This is a genomic window from Streptomyces sp. NPDC001093 (assembly GCF_040298985.1).
In the GTDB taxonomy this organism is placed as follows: domain Bacteria; phylum Actinomycetota; class Actinomycetes; order Streptomycetales; family Streptomycetaceae; genus Streptomyces.
This window is the reverse complement of sequence record NZ_JBEPBF010000041.1, coordinates 54,646-71,587: the sequence shown is the minus strand read 5'-3', so window position 1 is coordinate 71,587 and position 16,942 is coordinate 54,646. Positions and strand designations below refer to the sequence as shown.

Sequence of the window (16,942 nt, the reverse complement as noted above, 5' to 3'; positions counted from 1 at the left end):
GCTCGCCGGCCCGGCGCGGGATCCACACCAGCTGCGCACCGGTCGCGGTGGCGGCGCGTACGGCGGCGGTGAGGCCGCCGGCGACCGCGGCGAGCCGCTCACCGACGACGATGACCGCGCCCTCGGTGCGCAGGGCCTCGGCGGCGCGGGTGCCGGGCTCCTCCAGGCCGACGCCGCTCGCGAGGGCGTCCAGCCACTCGGTCTCGGTGCCGGGCGCGGCCGGCAGCAGGGTGCCGCCCGCCTTCTGAAGACCCCGGGTCGCGTGCGTGGCCAGCGCGAACACCTTCTGCTTTCGCTTGCGCCAGGCCTTGCGCAGCCGCAGGAAGACGCCGGGCGCCTCCTCCTCCGATTCGAAGCCGGCCAGCAGGACCGCGGGTGCCTTCTCCAGCAAGGCGTACGTGACGCCCGTACCGTCGAGGTCACGGCCGCGGCCTGCCACCCGGGCGGCCAGGAAGTCGGCCTCCTCGCCGCTGTGCACGCGCGCGCGGAAGTCGATGTCGTTCGTGTCGAGCGCCACGCGCGCGAACTTGCTGTACGCGTAGGCGTCCTCGACGGTCAGCCGGCCGCCGATGAGGACGCCGGCCCGGGAGCGGGCGGCGGTCAGGCCCCGGGCGGCCGCCTCCAGGGCTTCCGGCCAGGAGGCGGGCTCCAGGACGCCGTCGGCGTTGCGCACCAGCGGCGTGTCCAGGCGGTCCTTCTGCTGCGCGTAGCGGAACGCGAAGCGTCCCTTGTCGCAGATCCACTCCTCGTTGACCTCGGGGTCGTTCTCGGCGAGCCGCCGCATGACCTTGCCGCGCCGGTGGTCGGTGCGGATGGCGCAGCCGCCGGAACAGTGCTCGCACATCGACGGCGAGGAGACGAGGTCGAAGGGGCGGGAGCGGAAACGGTAGGCCGCCGAGGTGAGCGCGCCGACCGGGCAGATCTGGATAGTGTTGCCGGAGAAGTACGACTCGAACGGGTCGCCCTCGCCGGTGCCGACCTGCTGGAGCGCGCCCCGCTCGATCAGCTCGATCATCGGGTCGCCCGCGATCTGGTTGGAGAACCGGGTGCAGCGGGCGCACAGCACGCACCGTTCGCGGTCGAGCAGCACCTGAGTGGAGATCGGTACGGGCTTTTCGTAGGTGCGCTTCTTGCCGTCGAAGCGGGACTCGGCGTTGCCGTGCGACATGGCCTGGTTCTGCAGCGGGCACTCGCCGCCCTTGTCGCAGACCGGGCAGTCCAGCGGATGGTTGATGAGCAGCAGCTCCATCACACCGTGCTGGGCCTTCTCGGCGACCGGCGAGGTGAGCTGGGTCTTCACCACCATGCCGTCGGTGCAGGTGATGGTGCAGGACGCCATGGGCTTGCGCTGGCCCTCGACCTCGACGATGCACTGGCGGCAGGCGCCGGCGGGGTCGAGGAGGGGGTGGTCGCAGAACCGGGGGATCTCGATGCCGAGCTGCTCGGCGGCACGGATGACCAGGGTGCCCTTGGGCACGCTGATCTCGATGCCGTCGATCGTCAGCGTGACGAGGTCTTCCGGCGGGACCGCCGCCTGTCCCCCACCGGCGGGAGCACTGGTGGTCACGGTCATGCGTTCACCTCCGGGCGGTCCGCCCAGGCCGTCGACTTGGCCGGGTCGAAGGGGCAGCCCCGGCCCGTGATGTGCTGCTCGTACTCCTCGCGGAAGTACTTCAGCGAGGAGAAGATCGGGGACGCGGCGCCGTCGCCGAGGGCGCAGAAGGACTTGCCGTTGATGTTGTCGGCGATGTCGTTCAGCTTGTCGAGGTCGGACATGGCGCCCTTGCCGGCCTCGATGTCCCGCAGCAACTGCACCAGCCAGTACGTCCCTTCGCGGCAGGGCGTGCACTTGCCGCATGACTCGTGGGCGTAGAACTCGGTCCAGCGGGTCACCGCCCGCACCACGCAGGTCGTCTCGTCGAAGCACTGCAGGGCCTTGGTGCCGAGCATCGAGCCGGCGGCGCCGACGCCCTCGTAGTCGAGGGGGACGTCGAGGTGCTCGTCGGTGAACATCGGCGTCGAGGAGCCGCCCGGTGTCCAGAACTTCAGGCGGTGGCCGGGCCGCATGCCGCCGCTCATGTCGAGGAGCTGGCGGAGCGTGATGCCGAGGGGGGCCTCGTACTGGCCGGGGCTCGCGACGTGGCCGCTGAGCGAGTAGAGCGTGAAGCCCGGGGACTTCTCGCTGCCCATCGACCTGAACCAGTCTTTCCCGTTTTTCAGGATCGCGGGAACCGACGCGATCGACTCGACGTTGTTCACAACAGTCGGACAGGCATAGAGGCCTTCCACCGCAGGGAAGGGGGGACGGAGCCGCGGTTGACCACGGCGGCCTTCGAGCGAGTCGAGCAGTGCGGTCTCCTCACCGCAGATGTACGCGCCGGCACCCGCGTGCACGGTGAGCTGGAGGTCGAGCCCGCTGCCCAGGATGTTCTCGCCGAGGTAGCCCGCCGCGTAGGCCTCGCGCACGGCCTCGTGCAACCGCCGCAGAACGGGAACGACTTCACCACGCAGATAGATGAAGGCATGCGACGACCTGATGGCATAGCACGCGATCACCATGCCCTCGATGAGGCTGTGCGGGTTCGCGAAGAGGAGCGGGATGTCCTTGCAGGTCCCGGGCTCCGATTCGTCGGCGTTGACAACTAGATAGTGCGGTTTTCCATCACCCTGCGGAATGAACTGCCACTTCATTCCGGTCGGGAACCCCGCGCCGCCGCGGCCGCGCAGACCGGACTCCTTGACGTACGCGATCAGGTCGTCCGGTGACATGGCGAGCGCCTTGCGGAGCCCCTCGTACCCCTCGTGCCTCCGGTAGACGTCCAGAGTCCAGGACCGGTCCTCGTCCCAGAAGGCCGACAGCACGGGTGCGAGCAGCTTCTCGGGGCTCGTGTCCTTGACCTCGGGTACCACGGTCATCACTCCCCCTCCTCGGCGGTAGGCCCTGCCGGGTGGGCCGGGTCGGAGGCCGATGTGTCCAGCGGCGCGTCATGGGAACTGAGGTGCTCGGCCGGCGACGGCTCGTGCACCTTGTCCTGCGGTTCCTCATGCGGACCTCCGCGCGGATGGACCACGCGCGCGGGTGCGGCCTCTCCCCTTGCCAGGCGAAGGCCCACCAGCGACGCGGGTCCCGCACTGCCGCCCTCCTCGACGGCCCCGGGCCGCTCGTCGGGGAAGCCGGCCAGGATCCGCGCGGTCTCCTTGAAGGTGCACAGCCGCGCCCCGCGCGTGGGCTGTACGGGACGTCCCGCGCGCAGATCGTCGACCAGGCGCTTGGCGCTGCCCGGCGTCTGGTTGTCGAAGAACTCCCAGTTGACCATCACGACCGGCGCGTAGTCGCAGGCCGCGTTGCACTCGATGTGCTCCAGGGTGACCTTGCCGTCGTCGGTGGTCTCGCCGTTGCCGACGCCCAGGTGCTCCTGGAGGGTCTCGAAGATCGCGTCTCCGCCCATCACCGCGCACAGCGTGTTGGTGCACACACCCACCTGGTAGTCACCGGAGGGCTTGCGCCGGTACATGGTGTAGAAGGTGGCGACGGCGGTTACCTCGGCCGTGGTCAGGTTCAGCATGTCCGCGCAGAACCGCATTCCGGTGCGCGTGACATGGCCCTCCTGCGACTGCACGAGGTGGAGCAGCGGGAGCAGCGCGGACCGGGAGTCCGGGTAGCGCGCGATGACCTCGCGCGCGTCCGCCTCCAGCCGGGCCCGGACCTCGTCCGGGTAGGCGGGAGCGGGCAGTTCGGGCATGCCCAGGCTGACGCCCCGCTCCGAAGAAGAGGTGGTCACCGGTCGACGCCTCCCATCACGGGGTCGATGGACGCGACGGCGACGATCACGTCGGCGACCTGGCCGCCCTCGCACATCGCCGCCATGGCCTGCAGGTTGGTGAAGGACGGGTCCCGGAAATGGACCCGGTAGGGGCGGGTGCCGCCGTCGGAGACGGCGTGCACGCCGAGTTCGCCCTTGGGGGACTCCACGGCCGCGTACGCCTGTCCCGGCGGGACGCGGAAGCCCTCGGTGACGAGCTTGAAGTGGTGGATCAGGGCCTCCATGGAGGTGCCCATGATCTTCTTGATGTGGTCGAGGGAGTTGCCGAGTCCGTCCGGCCCGAGAGCGAGCTGGGCAGGCCAGGCGATCTTCTTGTCGGCGACCATGACCGGGCCGGGCTGGAGCCGGTCCAGGCACTGCTCGACGATCCCGAGCGACTGGCGCATCTCCTCCAGGCGGACCAGGAAGCGGCCGTAGGCGTCGCAGCTGTCGGCGGTCGGGATCTCGAAGTCGTACGTCTCGTAGTCGCAGTACGGCTGTGCCTTGCGCAGGTCGTGCGGCAGGCCGGTGGAGCGCAGGATGGGGCCGGTGGCGCCGAGGGCCATGCAGCCGGCGAGGTCGAGGTAGCCGATGTCCTGCATGCGGGCCTTGAAGATGGGGTTCCCGGTGGCGAGCTTGTCGTACTCCGGGAGGTTCTTCTTCATCTTCTTCACGAACTCGCGGATCTGGTCCACCGCGCCGGGTGGCAGGTCCTGGGCGAGTCCGCCGGGGCGGATGTACGCGTGGTTCATCCGAAGGCCCGTGATGAGCTCGTAGAGGTCGAGAATCATTTCACGATCACGGAATCCGTAGATCATGATCGTGGTGGCGCCGAGCTCCATGCCGCCGGTGGCGATGCACACCAGGTGGGAGGACATCCGGTTCAGCTCCATCAGGAGCACCCGGATGATCTTGGCGCGCTCGGTGATGTCGTCCTCGATGCCGAGTAGTTTCTCGACGGCGAGACAGTAGGCGGTCTCGTTGAAGAAGGACGTCAGGTAGTCCATGCGCGTCACGAAGGTGGTGCCCTGCGTCCACGTGCGGAACTCGAGGTTCTTCTCGATGCCGGTGTGCAGGTAGCCGATGCCGCAGCGGGCCTCGGTGACCGTCTCGCCCTCGATCTCCAGGATCAGGCGGAGCACTCCGTGGGTGGAGGGGTGCTGGGGACCCATGTTGACGACGATGCGCTCGTCGTCGGCGCGGGTCGCGGACTGGACGACCTCGTCCCAGTCGCCACCGGTGACCGTGTATACGGTGCCCTCGGTGGTCTCGCGCGCCGAGGCGGCCGACGCGGCGGATGCTGACTGCGTGCTCACGAGTACGACCTCCGCTGGTCCGGAGCCGGGATCTGGGCGCCCTTGTACTCGACGGGGATGCCGCCGAGGGGGTAGTCCTTGCGCTGCGGATGGCCCTGCCAGTCGTCCGGCATCATGATCCGCGTCAGGGCCGGGTGACCGTCGAAGACGATTCCGAAGAAGTCGTAGGTCTCGCGCTCGTGCCAGTCGTTCGTCGGATAGACGGGGACCAGCGACGGGATGTGCGGGTCACCGTCGGGGGCGCTGACTTCGAGGCGGATCAGCCGGTTGTGGGTGATCGAGCGCAGGTGGTAGACGGCGTGCAGCTCGCGGCCCGTGTCGTGCGGGTAGTGGACGCCGCTGACGCCGGTGCACAGTTCGAAGCGCAGGGCCGGGTCGTCGCGCAGGGTGCGGGCGACGCGGACCAGGTGCTCGCGTTCGATGTGGAAGGTGAGCTCGCCGCGGTCGACGACCGTCTTCTCGATGGCGTTGCCGGGGAGGAGTCCCTGTTCCTCCAGGGCGCCCTCCAGCTCGTCGGCGACCTCGTCGAACCAGCCGCCGTAGGGGCGGGTCGCCGGTCCCGGGAGTCGGACCGAGCGGACCAGGCCGCCGTAGCCGGAGGTGTCGCCGCCGTTGTTGGCGCCGAACATGCCGCGCTGGACGCGGATCTCCTCGCCGCCCTGGCCGCGCTGGCCAGGGAGGTTGGAGGCGGAGAGGTCCTTCTCGGGGTTCACCCCGTTCGCGGACCCGTTCACGCCGCCCGTGCCGTTGCCGTTCGCGTCGCTCACCGCAGCAGCCCCTTCATCTCGATCGTGGGCAGGGCCTTGAGCGCCGCCTCCTCCGCCTCGCGGGCGGCCTCCTCGGCGTTGACGCCGAGCTTGGAGGACTGGATCTTCTGGTGGAGCTTGAGGATCGCGTCCATCAGCATCTCGGGGCGGGGCGGGCAGCCCGGCAGGTAGATGTCGACCGGGACGATGTGGTCGACGCCCTGGACGATCGCGTAGTTGTTGAACATGCCGCCCGAGGAGGCGCAGACGCCCATGGAGATCACCCACTTGGGGTTGGGCATCTGGTCGTAGACCTGCCTCAGGACCGGCGCCATCTTCTGGCTGACCCGGCCGGCGACGATCATCAGGTCGGCCTGGCGCGGTGAGCCGCGGAAGACCTCCATGCCGAAGCGCGCCAGGTCGTACCGGCCGGCGCCGGTGGTCATCATCTCGATCGCGCAGCAGGCGAGGCCGAAGGTGGCCGGGAAGACGGACGCCTTGCGCACCCAGCCCGCGGCCTGCTCGACGGTGGTCAGCAGGAAGCCGCTCGGCAGCTTTTCTTCGAGTCCCATGTCCTAAGGCCCCTCAGTCCCATTCCAGGCCGCCGCGCCGCCATACGTACGCGTACGCCACGAAGACGGTGAGCACGAAGAGCAGCATCTCCACGAGCCCGAAGATCCCCAGGGCGTCGAAGGTGACGGCCCAGGGGTAGAGGAAGACGATCTCGATGTCGAAGACGATGAAGAGCATCGCCGTCAGGTAGTACTTGATGGGGAAGCGCCCGCCGCCGGCCGGCGTGGGGGTCGGCTCGATACCGCACTCGTAGGCCTCGAGCTTGGCGCGGTTGTACCGCTTCGGACCGATCAGCGTGGCCATGACCACGGAGAAGATCGCAAAGCCTGCCCCGAGGGCTCCCAGTACGAGGATGGGCGCATACGCGTTCACCGCTCCTCGCTCCTCTCAGTCGGCGCTGACTGCTGGCGGTTGCACTGGTGCACTGCGCTCACTTCCGCCTCACCGGTCCCACGAGCCCCGCCGTCCCGGGCGAAGATCGAGAACATGTGAAGCAGGTCACAAGCCCAGTTGCCACGCATCTTATGCCCGTCGCTCTGTGATCTGCGACACGGCGTATTGCACGAGCTTTGTGATCTCCACCACCTGACGAAGGATCATGAAGTCGGATGATGAGTGATCTTCATACGCGAAGCGTTCAGTTGATCACGAGAAGTGACATTCTCGCCTGTCATCGCAGGCCGGAGGGGTCGTCTCAATATCAAGAGAGTTCCGCTGCATGCAAATTGGCGCTGGACGTGGGTGCCTGCTAAAGGAGCGCGTTCACACATCAGAGGGAGGTGCGGGGTGCGATGTGGACGCGGGTGTGGACGCGTGCACACATTCACGAGCCCGCGCGCACGGGACGCCGCGCTCCCGGTGACCGTTCCGTGACCTCCGCCACATCGATGAGAGGCCTCAGAGAACCGGGCTTGGCCAATGACCCCAACCAGTGGTAGGCGTGGGGCAATTCGGACGTAATGATCAAAGACCGTGATCAAGGGCTTGATCACCGACGTCCGCAATGTCCGTTACGGCGTCAATAAAGAGTGACGCGCCCGGGAATTCAGGTCTCGATTGAGCAACTGTGGCGCAGCACACGTTTCTTGAAGATATGAAGGAGCCCCTGGTACCGGTTATTCCCATGTCCCACACCGCTCACATACGCAGCCACCGGAAGCCCCGCCGCAGCGCGTCGACCCTCGCGATGCGGGCCGGAGTTGCCGGTGGCGTCCTCAGCTCCCTGGCAGTCGCCGGGGCGTCCGGCTCGGCGAACGCGGCCGAGCCGGTGACGCAGACCCTCGAACTGCCCACCCTGACGGCCGATCTGGCCGCCCAGGCGGCCAAGTCCGCGGACGCCACGCAGCAGGCCGCCGCGAACTACCAGCTGCAGGCCGAGCGTGACGCGGCCGCCGCAAATGCCGCGAAGCAGGCCAAGGCGGACCTCGCCGAGGCGAAGCAGCAGGCCGCGGCCAAGAAGAAGGCCGCCGAGGACGCCCGCAGGGCCGCCGCCGAGCGTGCCTCGCGCAACGCGACTCGGACGACGCTCGCCGCCGCGGACAGCGGCAGCACCTCCACGAGTACGTCCACGGCCACCGGTTCGGCCGCGTCCGTCATCTCCTTCGTGAAGGCGCAGATCGGCAAGTCCTACGTCCTGGGCGCCTCCGGCCCGAGCGCCTACGACTGCTCCGGCCTGGTGCAGTCCGCCTTCAAGCAGATCGGCGTCAGCCTGCCGCGCGTCTCCCAGGACCAGTCGACCGCCGGCACGCAGGTCTCGCTGAGCAACCTGCAGCCGGGCGACGTCCTCTACTGGGGCAGCGCGGGCAGCGCGTACCACGTGGCGGTGTACGTCGGCGACGGTATGTTCGTCGGAGCGCAGAACCCGTCCACCGGCATCGTCGAGAAGCCGCTGTCGTACGACCCGCCGACCGGCGCCGTGCGGGTGCTCTGAACCTCACCCAGTACCTCTGGCACGCCTGTCACGCGCACAGGGGCCGCAGCCGCTCGGGGGCTGCGGCCCCTGCGTCGTTCCCGGCGCCTCGGAGCGCCGCTCCTGACATGCTCGGCTCGGACCGCCGTCCGGCGGTCCGTCCATGAGCGAAGGAGTCCGCGTCATGCCACGCGTGTTCGTACAGGGAAGGCCCGCCGACTCCTACCCCCGCCACGCCCCCGAGGCCGGGCGTGGCGCGGTGCGCCGGATCACCGAGGTCGGCGAGGAGGTCCTGCACAAGCCGTGCCGGGACGTCACGGAGTTCGGGCCCGACCTCGCCGCCCTCGTCGACGACATGTTCCTCACCCTGTATGTCGCCGAAGGGGCGGGACTTGCGGCGAACCAGGTCGGGGTCGATCTGCGGCTGTTCGTGTACGACTGCCCCGATGAGGATGGAGTCCGGCATGTCGGACACATCGTCAATCCGGTGCTCGAAACGCCCACGAGAGGGCGGCGGTTGCTGGACGAGGGCGAGGGCTGCCTGTCGGTGCCGGGTGCCGTGATGGCCGTACCGCGACCGGACCGGGCCGTCGTGCGCGGGCAGGACAAGGACGGTAACCCCCTTGCCATCGAGGGCACCGGGTACTTCGCGCGCTGCCTCGTCCACGAGACCGACCACACCAACGGGTACATCTACCTGGATCGACTCTCCAAGCGGGAGAAAAAGGACGCGCTGCGGCAGATGGCCGCCCGGCGGGACGAGGTGTTCGCCCGCCGCGCCGCCCGGGCCGGGGAGCTGAGCCCGGCCCGGTGAAGGCTCACGCCTTCGGGGCCACCTTGCTCAGGCCGTTGATGATGCGGTCCATCGCGTCGCCGCCCGTGGGGTCGGTGAGGTTCGCGAGGAGCTTGAGGGTGAACTTCATCAGCATCGGGTGGGTGAGGCCGCGCTGGGCCGCGATCTGCATGACCTTCGGGTTGCCGATGAGCTTCACGAAGGCACGGCCGAGGGTGTAGTAGCCGCCGTAGGTGTCCTTGAGGACGCGCGGGTAGCGCTGCAGGGCGATCTCGCGCTGTGCGGGCGTGGCACGCGCGTGTGCCTGCACGATGACGTCGGCGGCGATCTGGCCGGACTCCATGGCGTAGGCGATGCCCTCGCCGTTGAAGGGGTTCACCAGGCCGCCGGCGTCACCGACGAGCAGCAGGCCGCGCGTGTAGTGGGGCTGGCGGTTGAAGGCCATGGGGAGGGCGGCGCCGCGGATGGGGCCGGTCATGTTCTCGGGGGTGTAGCCCCAGTCCTCCGGCATGGAGGCGCACCAGGCCTTGAGGATCTCGCGCCAGTCCAGCTCCTTGAAGGAGGCGGAGGTGTTCAGGACACCGAGGCCGACGTTCGACGTGCCGTCGCCCATGCCGAAGATCCAGCCGTAGCCCGGCAGCAGGCGGTCCTGGGCGCCGCGGCGGTCCCACAGCTCCAGCCAGGACTCCAGGTAGTCGTCCTCGTGCCGGGGCGAGGTGAAGTAGGTGCGCACCGCGACGCCCATCGGGCGGTCCTCGCGGCGGTGCAGGCCCATCGCGAGGGACAGGCGGGTGGAGTTGCCGTCGGCGGCGACGACGAGCGGCGCGCGGAAGGTGACCTCGCGCTTCTCCTCGCCGAGCTTGGCGGTGACGCCGGTGATACGGCCGGTGCGGTCGTCGATGACCGGGCCGCTCACGTTGCAGCGCTCGTACAGCCGCGCCCCGGCCTTCTGGGCGTTGCGGGCGAGCTGCTCGTCGAAGTCGTCGCGCTTGCGGACCAGTCCGTAGTTCGGGTAGGCGGCGAGATCCGGCCAGTCCAGCTGGAGGCGGCTGCCGCCGCCGATGATGCGCAGGCCCTTGTTGCGCAGCCAGCCGGCCTCCTCGGAGATGTCGATGCCCATGGCGACGAGTTGCTTGACCGCGCGCGGGGTGAGGCCGTCGCCGCACACCTTCTCGCGCGGGAACTCGGTCTTCTCCAGGAGCAGGACGTCGAGGCCGGCCTTGGCGAGGTGGTACGCGGTCGTGGAGCCGGCCGGCCCCGCGCCCACGACGATCACATCGGCGGTGTTCTCGGAGAGGGGCTCGGTCTCGACGGTCACGGCGGGATCTCCCCAAGTTCGAAATGTATGTGCCGACCGGCACTGGACATGGGCAGTCTATTCAGCAGAATTGATCACCCGGCTGAAGGGCTGCCCTGTGAACCGACCTCTCCCCGCGGTACGGCTGCGCGTTCCCACCCACGAGGACGCGATCGCCTGGCACCGGGTCTTCGACGACCCCGAGGTCATGGAGTTCTACGGCGGCAGACCGGCCGCGCTGTCGGTCTACGAGGAGCTCACCGCGCGGCAGCGGAGGCACGACGCGGAACTCGGCTTCTGCCTGTGGACCATGCTGGACGAGTCCGGTGAGGTCATCGGCTTCACCGGAGCGCAGCCCTGGCAGCCCGCCTGGGGCCCGGTCGGCGAGATGGAGATCGGCTGGCGGCTCGGCCGCGCGCACTGGGGCAAGGGGTACGTGACCGCGGCCGCGCGCGAGACGCTCGAGCGGGTGCGGGCGGCCGGGGTCAAGGAGGTGGTGGCGATGGTCCGGCCGGGCAACGAGCGGTCGATCGCGGTGACCCGGCGCCTCGGCATGGAACCGGCGGAGACCTATCCGCACCCCACGCTGGGCGAGGACGCCCTGTGCTTCCGACTCAGCCTCGATCACACAGAGTAGCCGTCTGTCACAGAAAGACACCGGCTCCTTCCGGCCGGGGCGCGCGGGAGTTACCCTTCCAGTACCGCTGGGGGTGACATCTGTGCGCATAACACCCAAAACACCCGAAGTGCGCGTGCCGCGGCTGGTCGGACTGATGGCCGTGGACGCGCGCGAAACGGCCCGGGCGCAGGGCCTGTTCCTCAATGCGCCGGACCGCCCCGACTTCCACCTCGCGGTCGTCGACTACGTCGTACGCCAGTACCCGCAGCCCGGCGCCGAGGTGCCCCGGGAGTCCATGGTGTACGTGTGGTTCGACTTCGGTGAGGGAGAGGGCGGCGGAGGCGTGCGCGAGCCACGCATCCCACGGCCGCCCGCTGGTGGCCTCCAACGCGAACTCGGTGAGCCCGGTGACGCCTTCGAGATGATCAACCGCTGAGACCCCGGCCCGACGGGCCCGGCACAAGGACCGCCGAACCCGGTAAAGAGTCCGCCGAACCCGGTGAAGGACCCGCCGAGCCCCGTAAAAGGCCTCGGCGAGGGCCTCAGCTCTCCTTGAAGCCCCGGTGCAGCGCGACCACGCCGCCGGTGAGGTTGCGCCAGGCCACCTTCGACCAGCCCGCCTTGCGGAGCCGTTCGGCGAGGGCGGGCTGGTCGGGCCAGGCACGGATGGACTCGGCGAGGTAGACGTACGCGTCCGGGTTCGAGGACACCGCCCGCGCGACCGGCGGCAGCGCCCGCATCAGGTATTCGGTGTAGACGGTCCGGAAGGGCGCCCAGGTCGGGTGCGAGAACTCGCAGATCACCACGCGCCCGCCGGGCCGGGTCACCCGGAACATCTCCCGCAGCGCCGCGTCCGTGTCCTGCACGTTGCGCAGCCCGAAGGAGATCGTCACGGCGTCGAAGGTGTCGTCCTTGAACGGCAGCCGCGTCGCGTCGCCGGCCGTGAACGGCAGCCAGGTGTGCTTCCTCTTGCCGACCTGCAGCATCCCGAGCGAGAAGTCGCAGGGGACGACGTACGCGCCCGTGCGCGCGAACGGCAGCGAGGAGGTGGCCGTACCGGCGGCCAGGTCGAGGACCTTCTGCGCGGGGCGCGCGTCGACCGCCTTCGCCACCTCCTTGCGCCACACCCGGTCCTGGCCGAGCGACAGCACGTCGTTGGTCAGGTCGTACCGTTCCGCCACGTCGTCGAACATCGAGGCGACTTCGTGCGGCTGCTTGTTCAGGGAAGCGCGGGTCACCCGCTCATTGTGGCAGCAGGGGGTACGGCACTCCGGAAGCGCCCTCGCCTACGCCCGCGCGGCGCACGCCCGGCCGGGCCGGGCCGGCCGGCGAAGGTCCCGCGCCCGTCCGGTGCCCCGGGATCAGCGGCCCCGGTACACCAACCGCCCGCCGATCACGGTCGCCACGCAGGTGCCGGCGCCGCGGCGGACCAGTTCGGCACGGTCCGCGACGTCGAACACGGCGAAGCGGGCGGGCCCGCCCGGGACGAGCCGCGGCAGCAGGATCAGCGGGGTCGGGGACAGCGCTGCCGGGCCCGGAAGGCGGTCGGGCCGCTGCCCCACCGCGAGCCCGGCCCTGCGGACCGCGTCGACCACGGCCCGCGACCGCAGTTCCCCGGCCACCGCCACCGTGCCGTGTGCCAGCATCCGCTGCACCCCGCGTCGCGCGCTCGCGCCGAGGCGTGCGGGATCGCCGCGGAGGATCTCCCGGGCGCGCTGCCCGCCGATGGGCTCGGTGCCGAGGACGTCGGCCTCGCGGGGATCGGGGTGGTAGGTGGCCTCCAGCAGCTCCGGACCGTACGGGTTCAGCAGCCCTGGGGTGAGGATCCCGGGCCACCGCCGCACCTTGGCCCGGGGCTCGGCGGCGGCCAGTTCCTCGTACGGGCCGACGGCGGCGACGGACGCCCCGTCGACCAGAACCGCCGTCTCGGGAGACCGATCGGCCACGTGAAGTGTCAGCACGGAGCGCCTAGTTGGACGCCAGCAGCTTCAGTTCGGGGTGGGCCGTGCCGCCCTCGATCGCCGTGGACGAGATGTGGGACATCACCCGCTCGTCGACGGGGTCGTTCGCCGGGTCGTCGTGGACGACCAGGTGCTCGTAGGTCGTGGCGCGCTGCGCCGGGACCCGCCCCGCCTTCCTGATCAGGTCGATGATCTCGAGGCGGTTGGAGCGGTGCCGGGCGCCGGCCGAGGAGACCACGTTCTCCTCCAGCATGATCGAGCCGAGGTCGTCCGCGCCGTAGTGCAGCGACAGCTGGCCGACCTCCTTGCCCGTGGTCAGCCACGAGCCCTGGATGTGCCGGACGTTGTCGAGGAAGAGGCGGGCGATCGCGATCATCCGCAGGTACTCGAAGAGGGTGGCCTGGGTGCGGCCCTTCAGGTGGTTGTTCTCGGGCTGGTAGGTGTACGGGATGAAGGCGCGGAAGCCGCCCGTGCGGTCCTGTACGTCCCGGATCATCCGCAGGTGTTCGATGCGCTCGGCGTTCGTCTCACCCGTGCCCATCAGCATGGTCGAGGTGGACTCCACGCCCAGCCGGTGCGCGGTCTCCATGATCTCCAGCCAGCGCTCACCGCTCTCCTTCAGCGGGGCGATGGCCTTGCGGGGCCGCTCGGGGAGCAGTTCCGCGCCGGCACCGGCGAAGGAGTCCAGGCCCGCCTCGTGGATACGGGTGATGGCCTCCTCCACCGACACACCGGAGATCCGGGCCATGTGCTCGACCTCGGACGCGCCGAGGGAGTGGATGACCAGCTGCGGGAAGGCGTCCTTGATGGCCTTGAAGTGCTTCTCGTAGTACTCCACGCCGTAGTCGGGGTGGTGGCCGCCCTGGAACATGATCTGGGTGCCGCCCAGCTCGACCGTCTCCGCGCAGCGGCGCAGGATGTCGTCGAGGTCGCGGGTCCAGCCCTTGTCCTTGTCCTTGGGGGCCGCGTAGAAGGCGCAGAACTTGCACGCCGTGACGCACACGTTCGTGTAGTTGATGTTCCGCTCGATGATGTACGTCGCGATGTGCTCGACACCGGCGTACTTCCGCCGCCGCACCGCGTCGGCCGCGGCGCCCAGCGCGTGCAGCGGGGCATCCCGGTAGAGGTCGAGCGCCTCTTCCGGGGTGATCCGCCCACCGGCAGCGGCACGGTCGAGGACAGACTGGAGGTCGGCCTTCTCGGTCACCAGGGGCCCTTTCGTCAAGGGGTGCGGACGGACCGAACCAGCCTACGCCAGCGGTTTCACCGTACGGACGTCAGGCCGCGTACGCGCCGATCAGCAGCCCGGCGAAGGCACCGGCCAGCAGGAACGGCCCGAAGGGGATCGCGGTCCTGCGGCCCGCCCGCCGTACGACGACGAGGGCTCCGCCGTACAGCGCGCCGAGCAGGAAACCGGCGAAGGCGCCGAGCAGGACGGTGGACCAGCCGTACCAGCCGAGTACGGCACCCATGCCGACGGCCAGCTTCACATCGCCGAAGCCCATGCCACCCGGATTGATGAGGAACAGCACGAAATAGCCGGCGCCGAGGGCCACAGCGCCGTACACCGCGGTGGACCAGTGGCCGGCGTGCTCGGGCAGCAGCGCGGTGAGACCCAGCAGGGCGAGGGCGGACGCGGCGAGGGGCAGGGTCAGCGGGTCGGGCAGCCGCTGCACCCGGAAGTCGACCACGGCCAGCAGCACCCCGACCGGCGCGAGCAGCAGCCAGACCGCCAGCTCGGGGCGGGTGCCGGTGGCGGCGGCGAGGGCGGCGCAGGTCAGGGCGGTGGCGAGGGCAGCGGGGAGGGCCGCGGTGGGAGGTACGTCCGTGCGGCGGGCCTCTCCCCCGCAGGCGCCGCACGCGATCCGGCCGATCCAGCCGCGGATCGGATGACCGTCCGGGCAGCGGTCCCGCCAGGGTTCACCGGCCGGTACGGCGAAGCGGTAGGCGGCGCGGGGCAGCAGCGCGCCGACGAGCGCGCCCCACAGCGCGGCGACGGCCGTCAGCGCCCCTGTGCTCATCGGGTCCCCCCGCCCCCCGGCGCGCCCACCGTGCTCATCCGGCCTTCGACAGGCGCGCCACCGGGTTGCCCTCGGCGGAGCTGTCCGACGTGAACCTCAGGTCGTCGCCGACCGGGGTCAACTCGACCTGGTGCGGGGTCGGTACACAGTGTCCGGGGTTGTCCTTAGCGCCGGTCGAGGTCGCGAGGATCTGGGTCATCGTCACCTTCTTCAGGGTGAGGACGTCGGTGCACACGCCGCCGATCTGGTCGGTCTGCCGCAGCTGCCCCAACTCCTGTGCCACGCCGGCCTGATGGACGGTGAGCCGGAAGGTGCCCATGGGCAGACTGCCGCCGAGGCCGGTGGCCTGTCCTTCCCAGGTGCCGAGGTAGCGGGCCGGGACGGCGCCGGGCTGGTCACTTCGGCCGGTGGGACCGCCGGAGGCCTGGCTCGGTGCCGGGGAGAGCGAGGGGCGGCCGCCGCCCACGCTCCTGGCGCCGCCGTCCTGCTGGGCCCACGGTTGCAGCAGCACGCCGAGCCCCAGCCCTCCTGCGGCCAGGGCACCGGCGACGGCCAGCACCACCGTGCAGCTCAGTCGGCGCCCACGACCGCCCTCGGCCGGCGTGGCGGCGGCCGCCACGCTGACGGAGAACCGGCCCTGCGGCGCGGCGTCACGCTGCGCGGGCACGACGGTCGGCACTCCGGAGGGAGGAGGCCCGGAGGAAGCCCCGGCCACGCCGGTCGCCGGTCCCGAGGAGACCTCCACCCCCTTCGGGGTGCCGTGGCTTGAGAGCGAGGGGGGCTGCAGGTCACCGAGGGGTGCGGCAGGAGCCCCTGGCCCGCCGACCGGCGTGGCCGGGCCCCCTGGACTCATCACCGGCGCAGGCCCGAAAACCCCGGCCCCCGTGAACGAGTTCGAGGGCCCCGTCTCCGCCGGTCTGTCGAAGGCCACCGGCCCCGACGCCGGTTCCGGGGCGCCCGTGTCCAGGTTGAGGAGGCGTACGGCGCTGCGGCTGACCTGTTCCACCAGGGGGCCCGGCAGCCAGCCGTCGGTGGTCAGGCGGGTGGCGCCCTCGGGGGCGAGCCGGTGGCTCACCTCGGCGGGGGTGGGGCGGGAGGTGGGGTCCTTGGCCAGACAGGCAGCCGTCACCTCCCTCAGTTCACCGTCCATGCCGTCGAGTTCGGGCTCCTCGTGCACCACCTTGTAGAGGAGGGCCGCGGACGAGTCCCCCCGAAACGGCGGCTCGCCGGTGGCCGCGTAGGCCAGCACCGCGCCGAGGGAGAAGACGTCGGCCGCGCCCGTGGCGCCCTTGCCGAGGATCTGCTCGGGTGCCATGTAGCCGGGGGAGCCGATCGACACGCCGGTGGACGTCAGGGACGCCGTGCCGTCCATGGCCCGGGCGATGCCGAAGTCGATCAGCAGGGGCCCGTCCAGGGTCAGCAGGACGTTGGAGGGCTTCACGTCCCGGTGGACCAGGCCCAGGTCGTGTACGGCCGTCAGCGCCTCGGCGAGGCCCGCGCCCAGGGCCCGTACGGTGTGCGCGGGCAGGGGGCCGGTGTCGGTGACGGCCGCGGCGAGGGACGGGCCGGCCGCGTAGGCGGTGGCGACCCAGGGCACGGCCGCGTCCGGGTCCGCGTCCAGGACCGGGGCGGTCCAGGCGCCGCCGACCCGGCGGGCGGCGGCCACCTCGCGCCGGAAGCGGGCGCGGAACTCCTCGTCCAGCGCGAAGTGCGGGTGCACGATCTTCACGGCGACGGTACGGCCGCCCGCGCTGCGGCCGAGGTAGACCCGGCCCATGCCACCGGCGCCGAGCCGGCCGAGCAGCCGGTAGGGCCCGACGGTGGCCGGCTCGTCCCCGTCCAGCGGCTGCATGACGCGCTCCCCCCACCCCACATCCAGTGGTGAGCAGCCTAGTCACGCCTGC

17 protein-coding genes are annotated in these 16,942 nt (G+C 70.5%); 4 read left to right on the top strand and 13 right to left on the bottom strand.

Features of this window, described 5'->3' with window-relative positions:
- The 7 genes from ABT288_RS21780 to ABT288_RS21750 form a co-directional block, all read right to left on the bottom strand.
- On the bottom strand, window positions 1-1,573 hold a 1,573-nt coding region (locus ABT288_RS21780), incomplete at its 3' end, for an NADH-quinone oxidoreductase subunit G (RefSeq protein WP_351610187.1).
- Window positions 1,570-2,916, bottom strand: coding sequence for an NADH-quinone oxidoreductase subunit NuoF (gene nuoF, locus ABT288_RS21775; RefSeq protein ID WP_450863040.1), 1,347 nt, complete (start codon window positions 2,914-2,916; stop codon window positions 1,570-1,572). The genes ABT288_RS21780 and nuoF, both read right to left, overlap by 4 nt.
- A complete protein-coding gene (nuoE, locus tag ABT288_RS21770) occupies window positions 2,916-3,782 on the bottom strand; it encodes an NADH-quinone oxidoreductase subunit NuoE (protein ID WP_351610182.1) in 867 nt (288 codons plus the stop codon). The genes nuoF and nuoE overlap by 1 nt, the downstream gene beginning before the upstream one ends.
- Window positions 3,779-5,119: an NADH-quinone oxidoreductase subunit D gene (locus ABT288_RS21765; protein ID WP_351610179.1), complete on the bottom strand. Its 1,341-nt coding sequence runs from the start codon at window positions 5,117-5,119 to the stop codon at window positions 3,779-3,781. The genes nuoE and ABT288_RS21765 overlap by 4 nt, the downstream gene beginning before the upstream one ends.
- Window positions 5,116-5,886 carry an NADH-quinone oxidoreductase subunit C gene (locus tag ABT288_RS21760; RefSeq protein ID WP_351610176.1) on the bottom strand — a complete coding sequence of 257 codons (771 nt, stop codon included), beginning with the start codon at window positions 5,884-5,886 and terminating at the stop codon, window positions 5,116-5,118. The genes ABT288_RS21765 and ABT288_RS21760 overlap by 4 nt, the downstream gene beginning before the upstream one ends.
- Window positions 5,883-6,437: a NuoB/complex I 20 kDa subunit family protein gene (locus ABT288_RS21755; protein ID WP_007383964.1), complete on the bottom strand. Its 555-nt coding sequence runs from the start codon at window positions 6,435-6,437 to the stop codon at window positions 5,883-5,885. Before ABT288_RS21755 ends, ABT288_RS21760 begins: the two co-directional genes overlap by 4 nt.
- Window positions 6,438-6,450: 13 nt before the next feature.
- Window positions 6,451-6,810 (bottom strand): NADH-quinone oxidoreductase subunit A, encoded by a 360-nt coding sequence (locus tag ABT288_RS21750; RefSeq protein ID WP_003992243.1) that lies wholly within the window; start codon window positions 6,808-6,810, stop codon window positions 6,451-6,453.
- Window positions 6,811-7,561: 751 nt separating this feature from the next.
- Here ABT288_RS21750 and ABT288_RS21745 point away from each other — a divergent pair.
- On the top strand, window positions 7,562-8,368 hold the full coding sequence (locus ABT288_RS21745) for a C40 family peptidase (RefSeq protein ID WP_351610174.1): 807 nt from the start codon (window positions 7,562-7,564) through the stop codon (window positions 8,366-8,368).
- Between the two features lie 163 nt (window positions 8,369-8,531).
- Window positions 8,532-9,161 carry a peptide deformylase gene (gene def, locus ABT288_RS21740; protein ID WP_351610171.1) on the top strand — a complete coding sequence of 210 codons (630 nt, stop codon included), beginning with the start codon at window positions 8,532-8,534 and terminating at the stop codon, window positions 9,159-9,161.
- 4 nt (window positions 9,162-9,165) lie between these two features.
- Here def and ABT288_RS21735 read toward each other — a convergent pair whose 3' ends face one another.
- Entirely contained in the window at window positions 9,166-10,458 is a 1,293-nt protein-coding gene (locus ABT288_RS21735; protein WP_351610170.1) for a geranylgeranyl reductase family protein, read from the bottom strand.
- Window positions 10,459-10,555: 97 nt separating this feature from the next.
- On the opposite strand from ABT288_RS21735, the gene ABT288_RS21730 reads away from it, so the two are divergent.
- Entirely contained in the window at window positions 10,556-11,074 is a 519-nt protein-coding gene (locus ABT288_RS21730; protein WP_351610168.1) for a GNAT family N-acetyltransferase, read from the top strand.
- A 109-nt stretch (window positions 11,075-11,183) separates the two neighbouring features.
- Window positions 11,184-11,492 carry a PASTA domain-containing protein gene (locus ABT288_RS21725; RefSeq protein ID WP_228625056.1) on the top strand — a complete coding sequence of 103 codons (309 nt, stop codon included), beginning with the start codon at window positions 11,184-11,186 and terminating at the stop codon, window positions 11,490-11,492.
- Between the two features lie 106 nt (window positions 11,493-11,598).
- On the opposite strand, the gene ABT288_RS21720 is transcribed toward ABT288_RS21725, so the two are convergent.
- The 5 genes from ABT288_RS21720 to ABT288_RS21700 all read right to left on the bottom strand — a co-directional run bounded on the left by ABT288_RS21720 (window position 11,599) and on the right by ABT288_RS21700 (window position 16,890).
- Entirely contained in the window at window positions 11,599-12,294 is a 696-nt protein-coding gene (locus tag ABT288_RS21720; RefSeq protein WP_351610166.1) for a demethylmenaquinone methyltransferase, read from the bottom strand.
- Window positions 12,295-12,417: 123 nt separating this feature from the next.
- Window positions 12,418-13,017: a hypothetical protein gene (locus tag ABT288_RS21715; RefSeq protein ID WP_351610163.1), complete on the bottom strand. Its 600-nt coding sequence runs from the start codon at window positions 13,015-13,017 to the stop codon at window positions 12,418-12,420.
- A gap of 7 nt (window positions 13,018-13,024) precedes the next feature.
- The gene (mqnC, locus tag ABT288_RS21710) at window positions 13,025-14,224 is read right to left on the bottom strand and encodes a cyclic dehypoxanthinyl futalosine synthase (RefSeq protein WP_351610160.1); all 1,200 of its coding nucleotides are present in this window, start codon (window positions 14,222-14,224) and stop codon (window positions 13,025-13,027) included.
- 70 nt (window positions 14,225-14,294) lie between these two features.
- On the bottom strand, window positions 14,295-15,038 hold the full coding sequence (locus tag ABT288_RS21705; RefSeq protein ID WP_351610157.1) for a prepilin peptidase: 744 nt from the start codon (window positions 15,036-15,038) through the stop codon (window positions 14,295-14,297).
- Between the two features lie 34 nt (window positions 15,039-15,072).
- The gene (locus ABT288_RS21700; protein WP_351610154.1) at window positions 15,073-16,890 is read right to left on the bottom strand and encodes a protein kinase domain-containing protein; all 1,818 of its coding nucleotides are present in this window, start codon (window positions 16,888-16,890) and stop codon (window positions 15,073-15,075) included.
- Window positions 16,891-16,942 lie beyond the last annotated feature (52 nt).

What these genes read in the sequence shown, in the direction of transcription:
- ABT288_RS21705 (WP_351610157.1), bottom strand. Translation starts at nt 15,038, where the DNA reads ATGAGCACAGGGGCGCTGACGGCCGTCGCCGCGCTGTGGGGCGCGCTC.
- ABT288_RS21745 (WP_351610174.1), top strand. Translation starts at nt 7,562, where the DNA reads ATGTCCCACACCGCTCACATACGCAGCCACCGGAAGCCCCGCCGCAGC.
- ABT288_RS21700 (WP_351610154.1), bottom strand. Translation starts at nt 16,890, where the DNA reads ATGCAGCCGCTGGACGGGGACGAGCCGGCCACCGTCGGGCCCTACCGG.
- ABT288_RS21755 (WP_007383964.1), bottom strand. Translation starts at nt 6,437, where the DNA reads ATGGGACTCGAAGAAAAGCTGCCGAGCGGCTTCCTGCTGACCACCGTC.
- nuoF (WP_450863040.1), bottom strand. Translation starts at nt 2,916, where the DNA reads ATGACCGTGGTACCCGAGGTCAAGGACACGAGCCCCGAGAAGCTGCTC.
- def (WP_351610171.1), top strand. Translation starts at nt 8,532, where the DNA reads ATGCCACGCGTGTTCGTACAGGGAAGGCCCGCCGACTCCTACCCCCGC.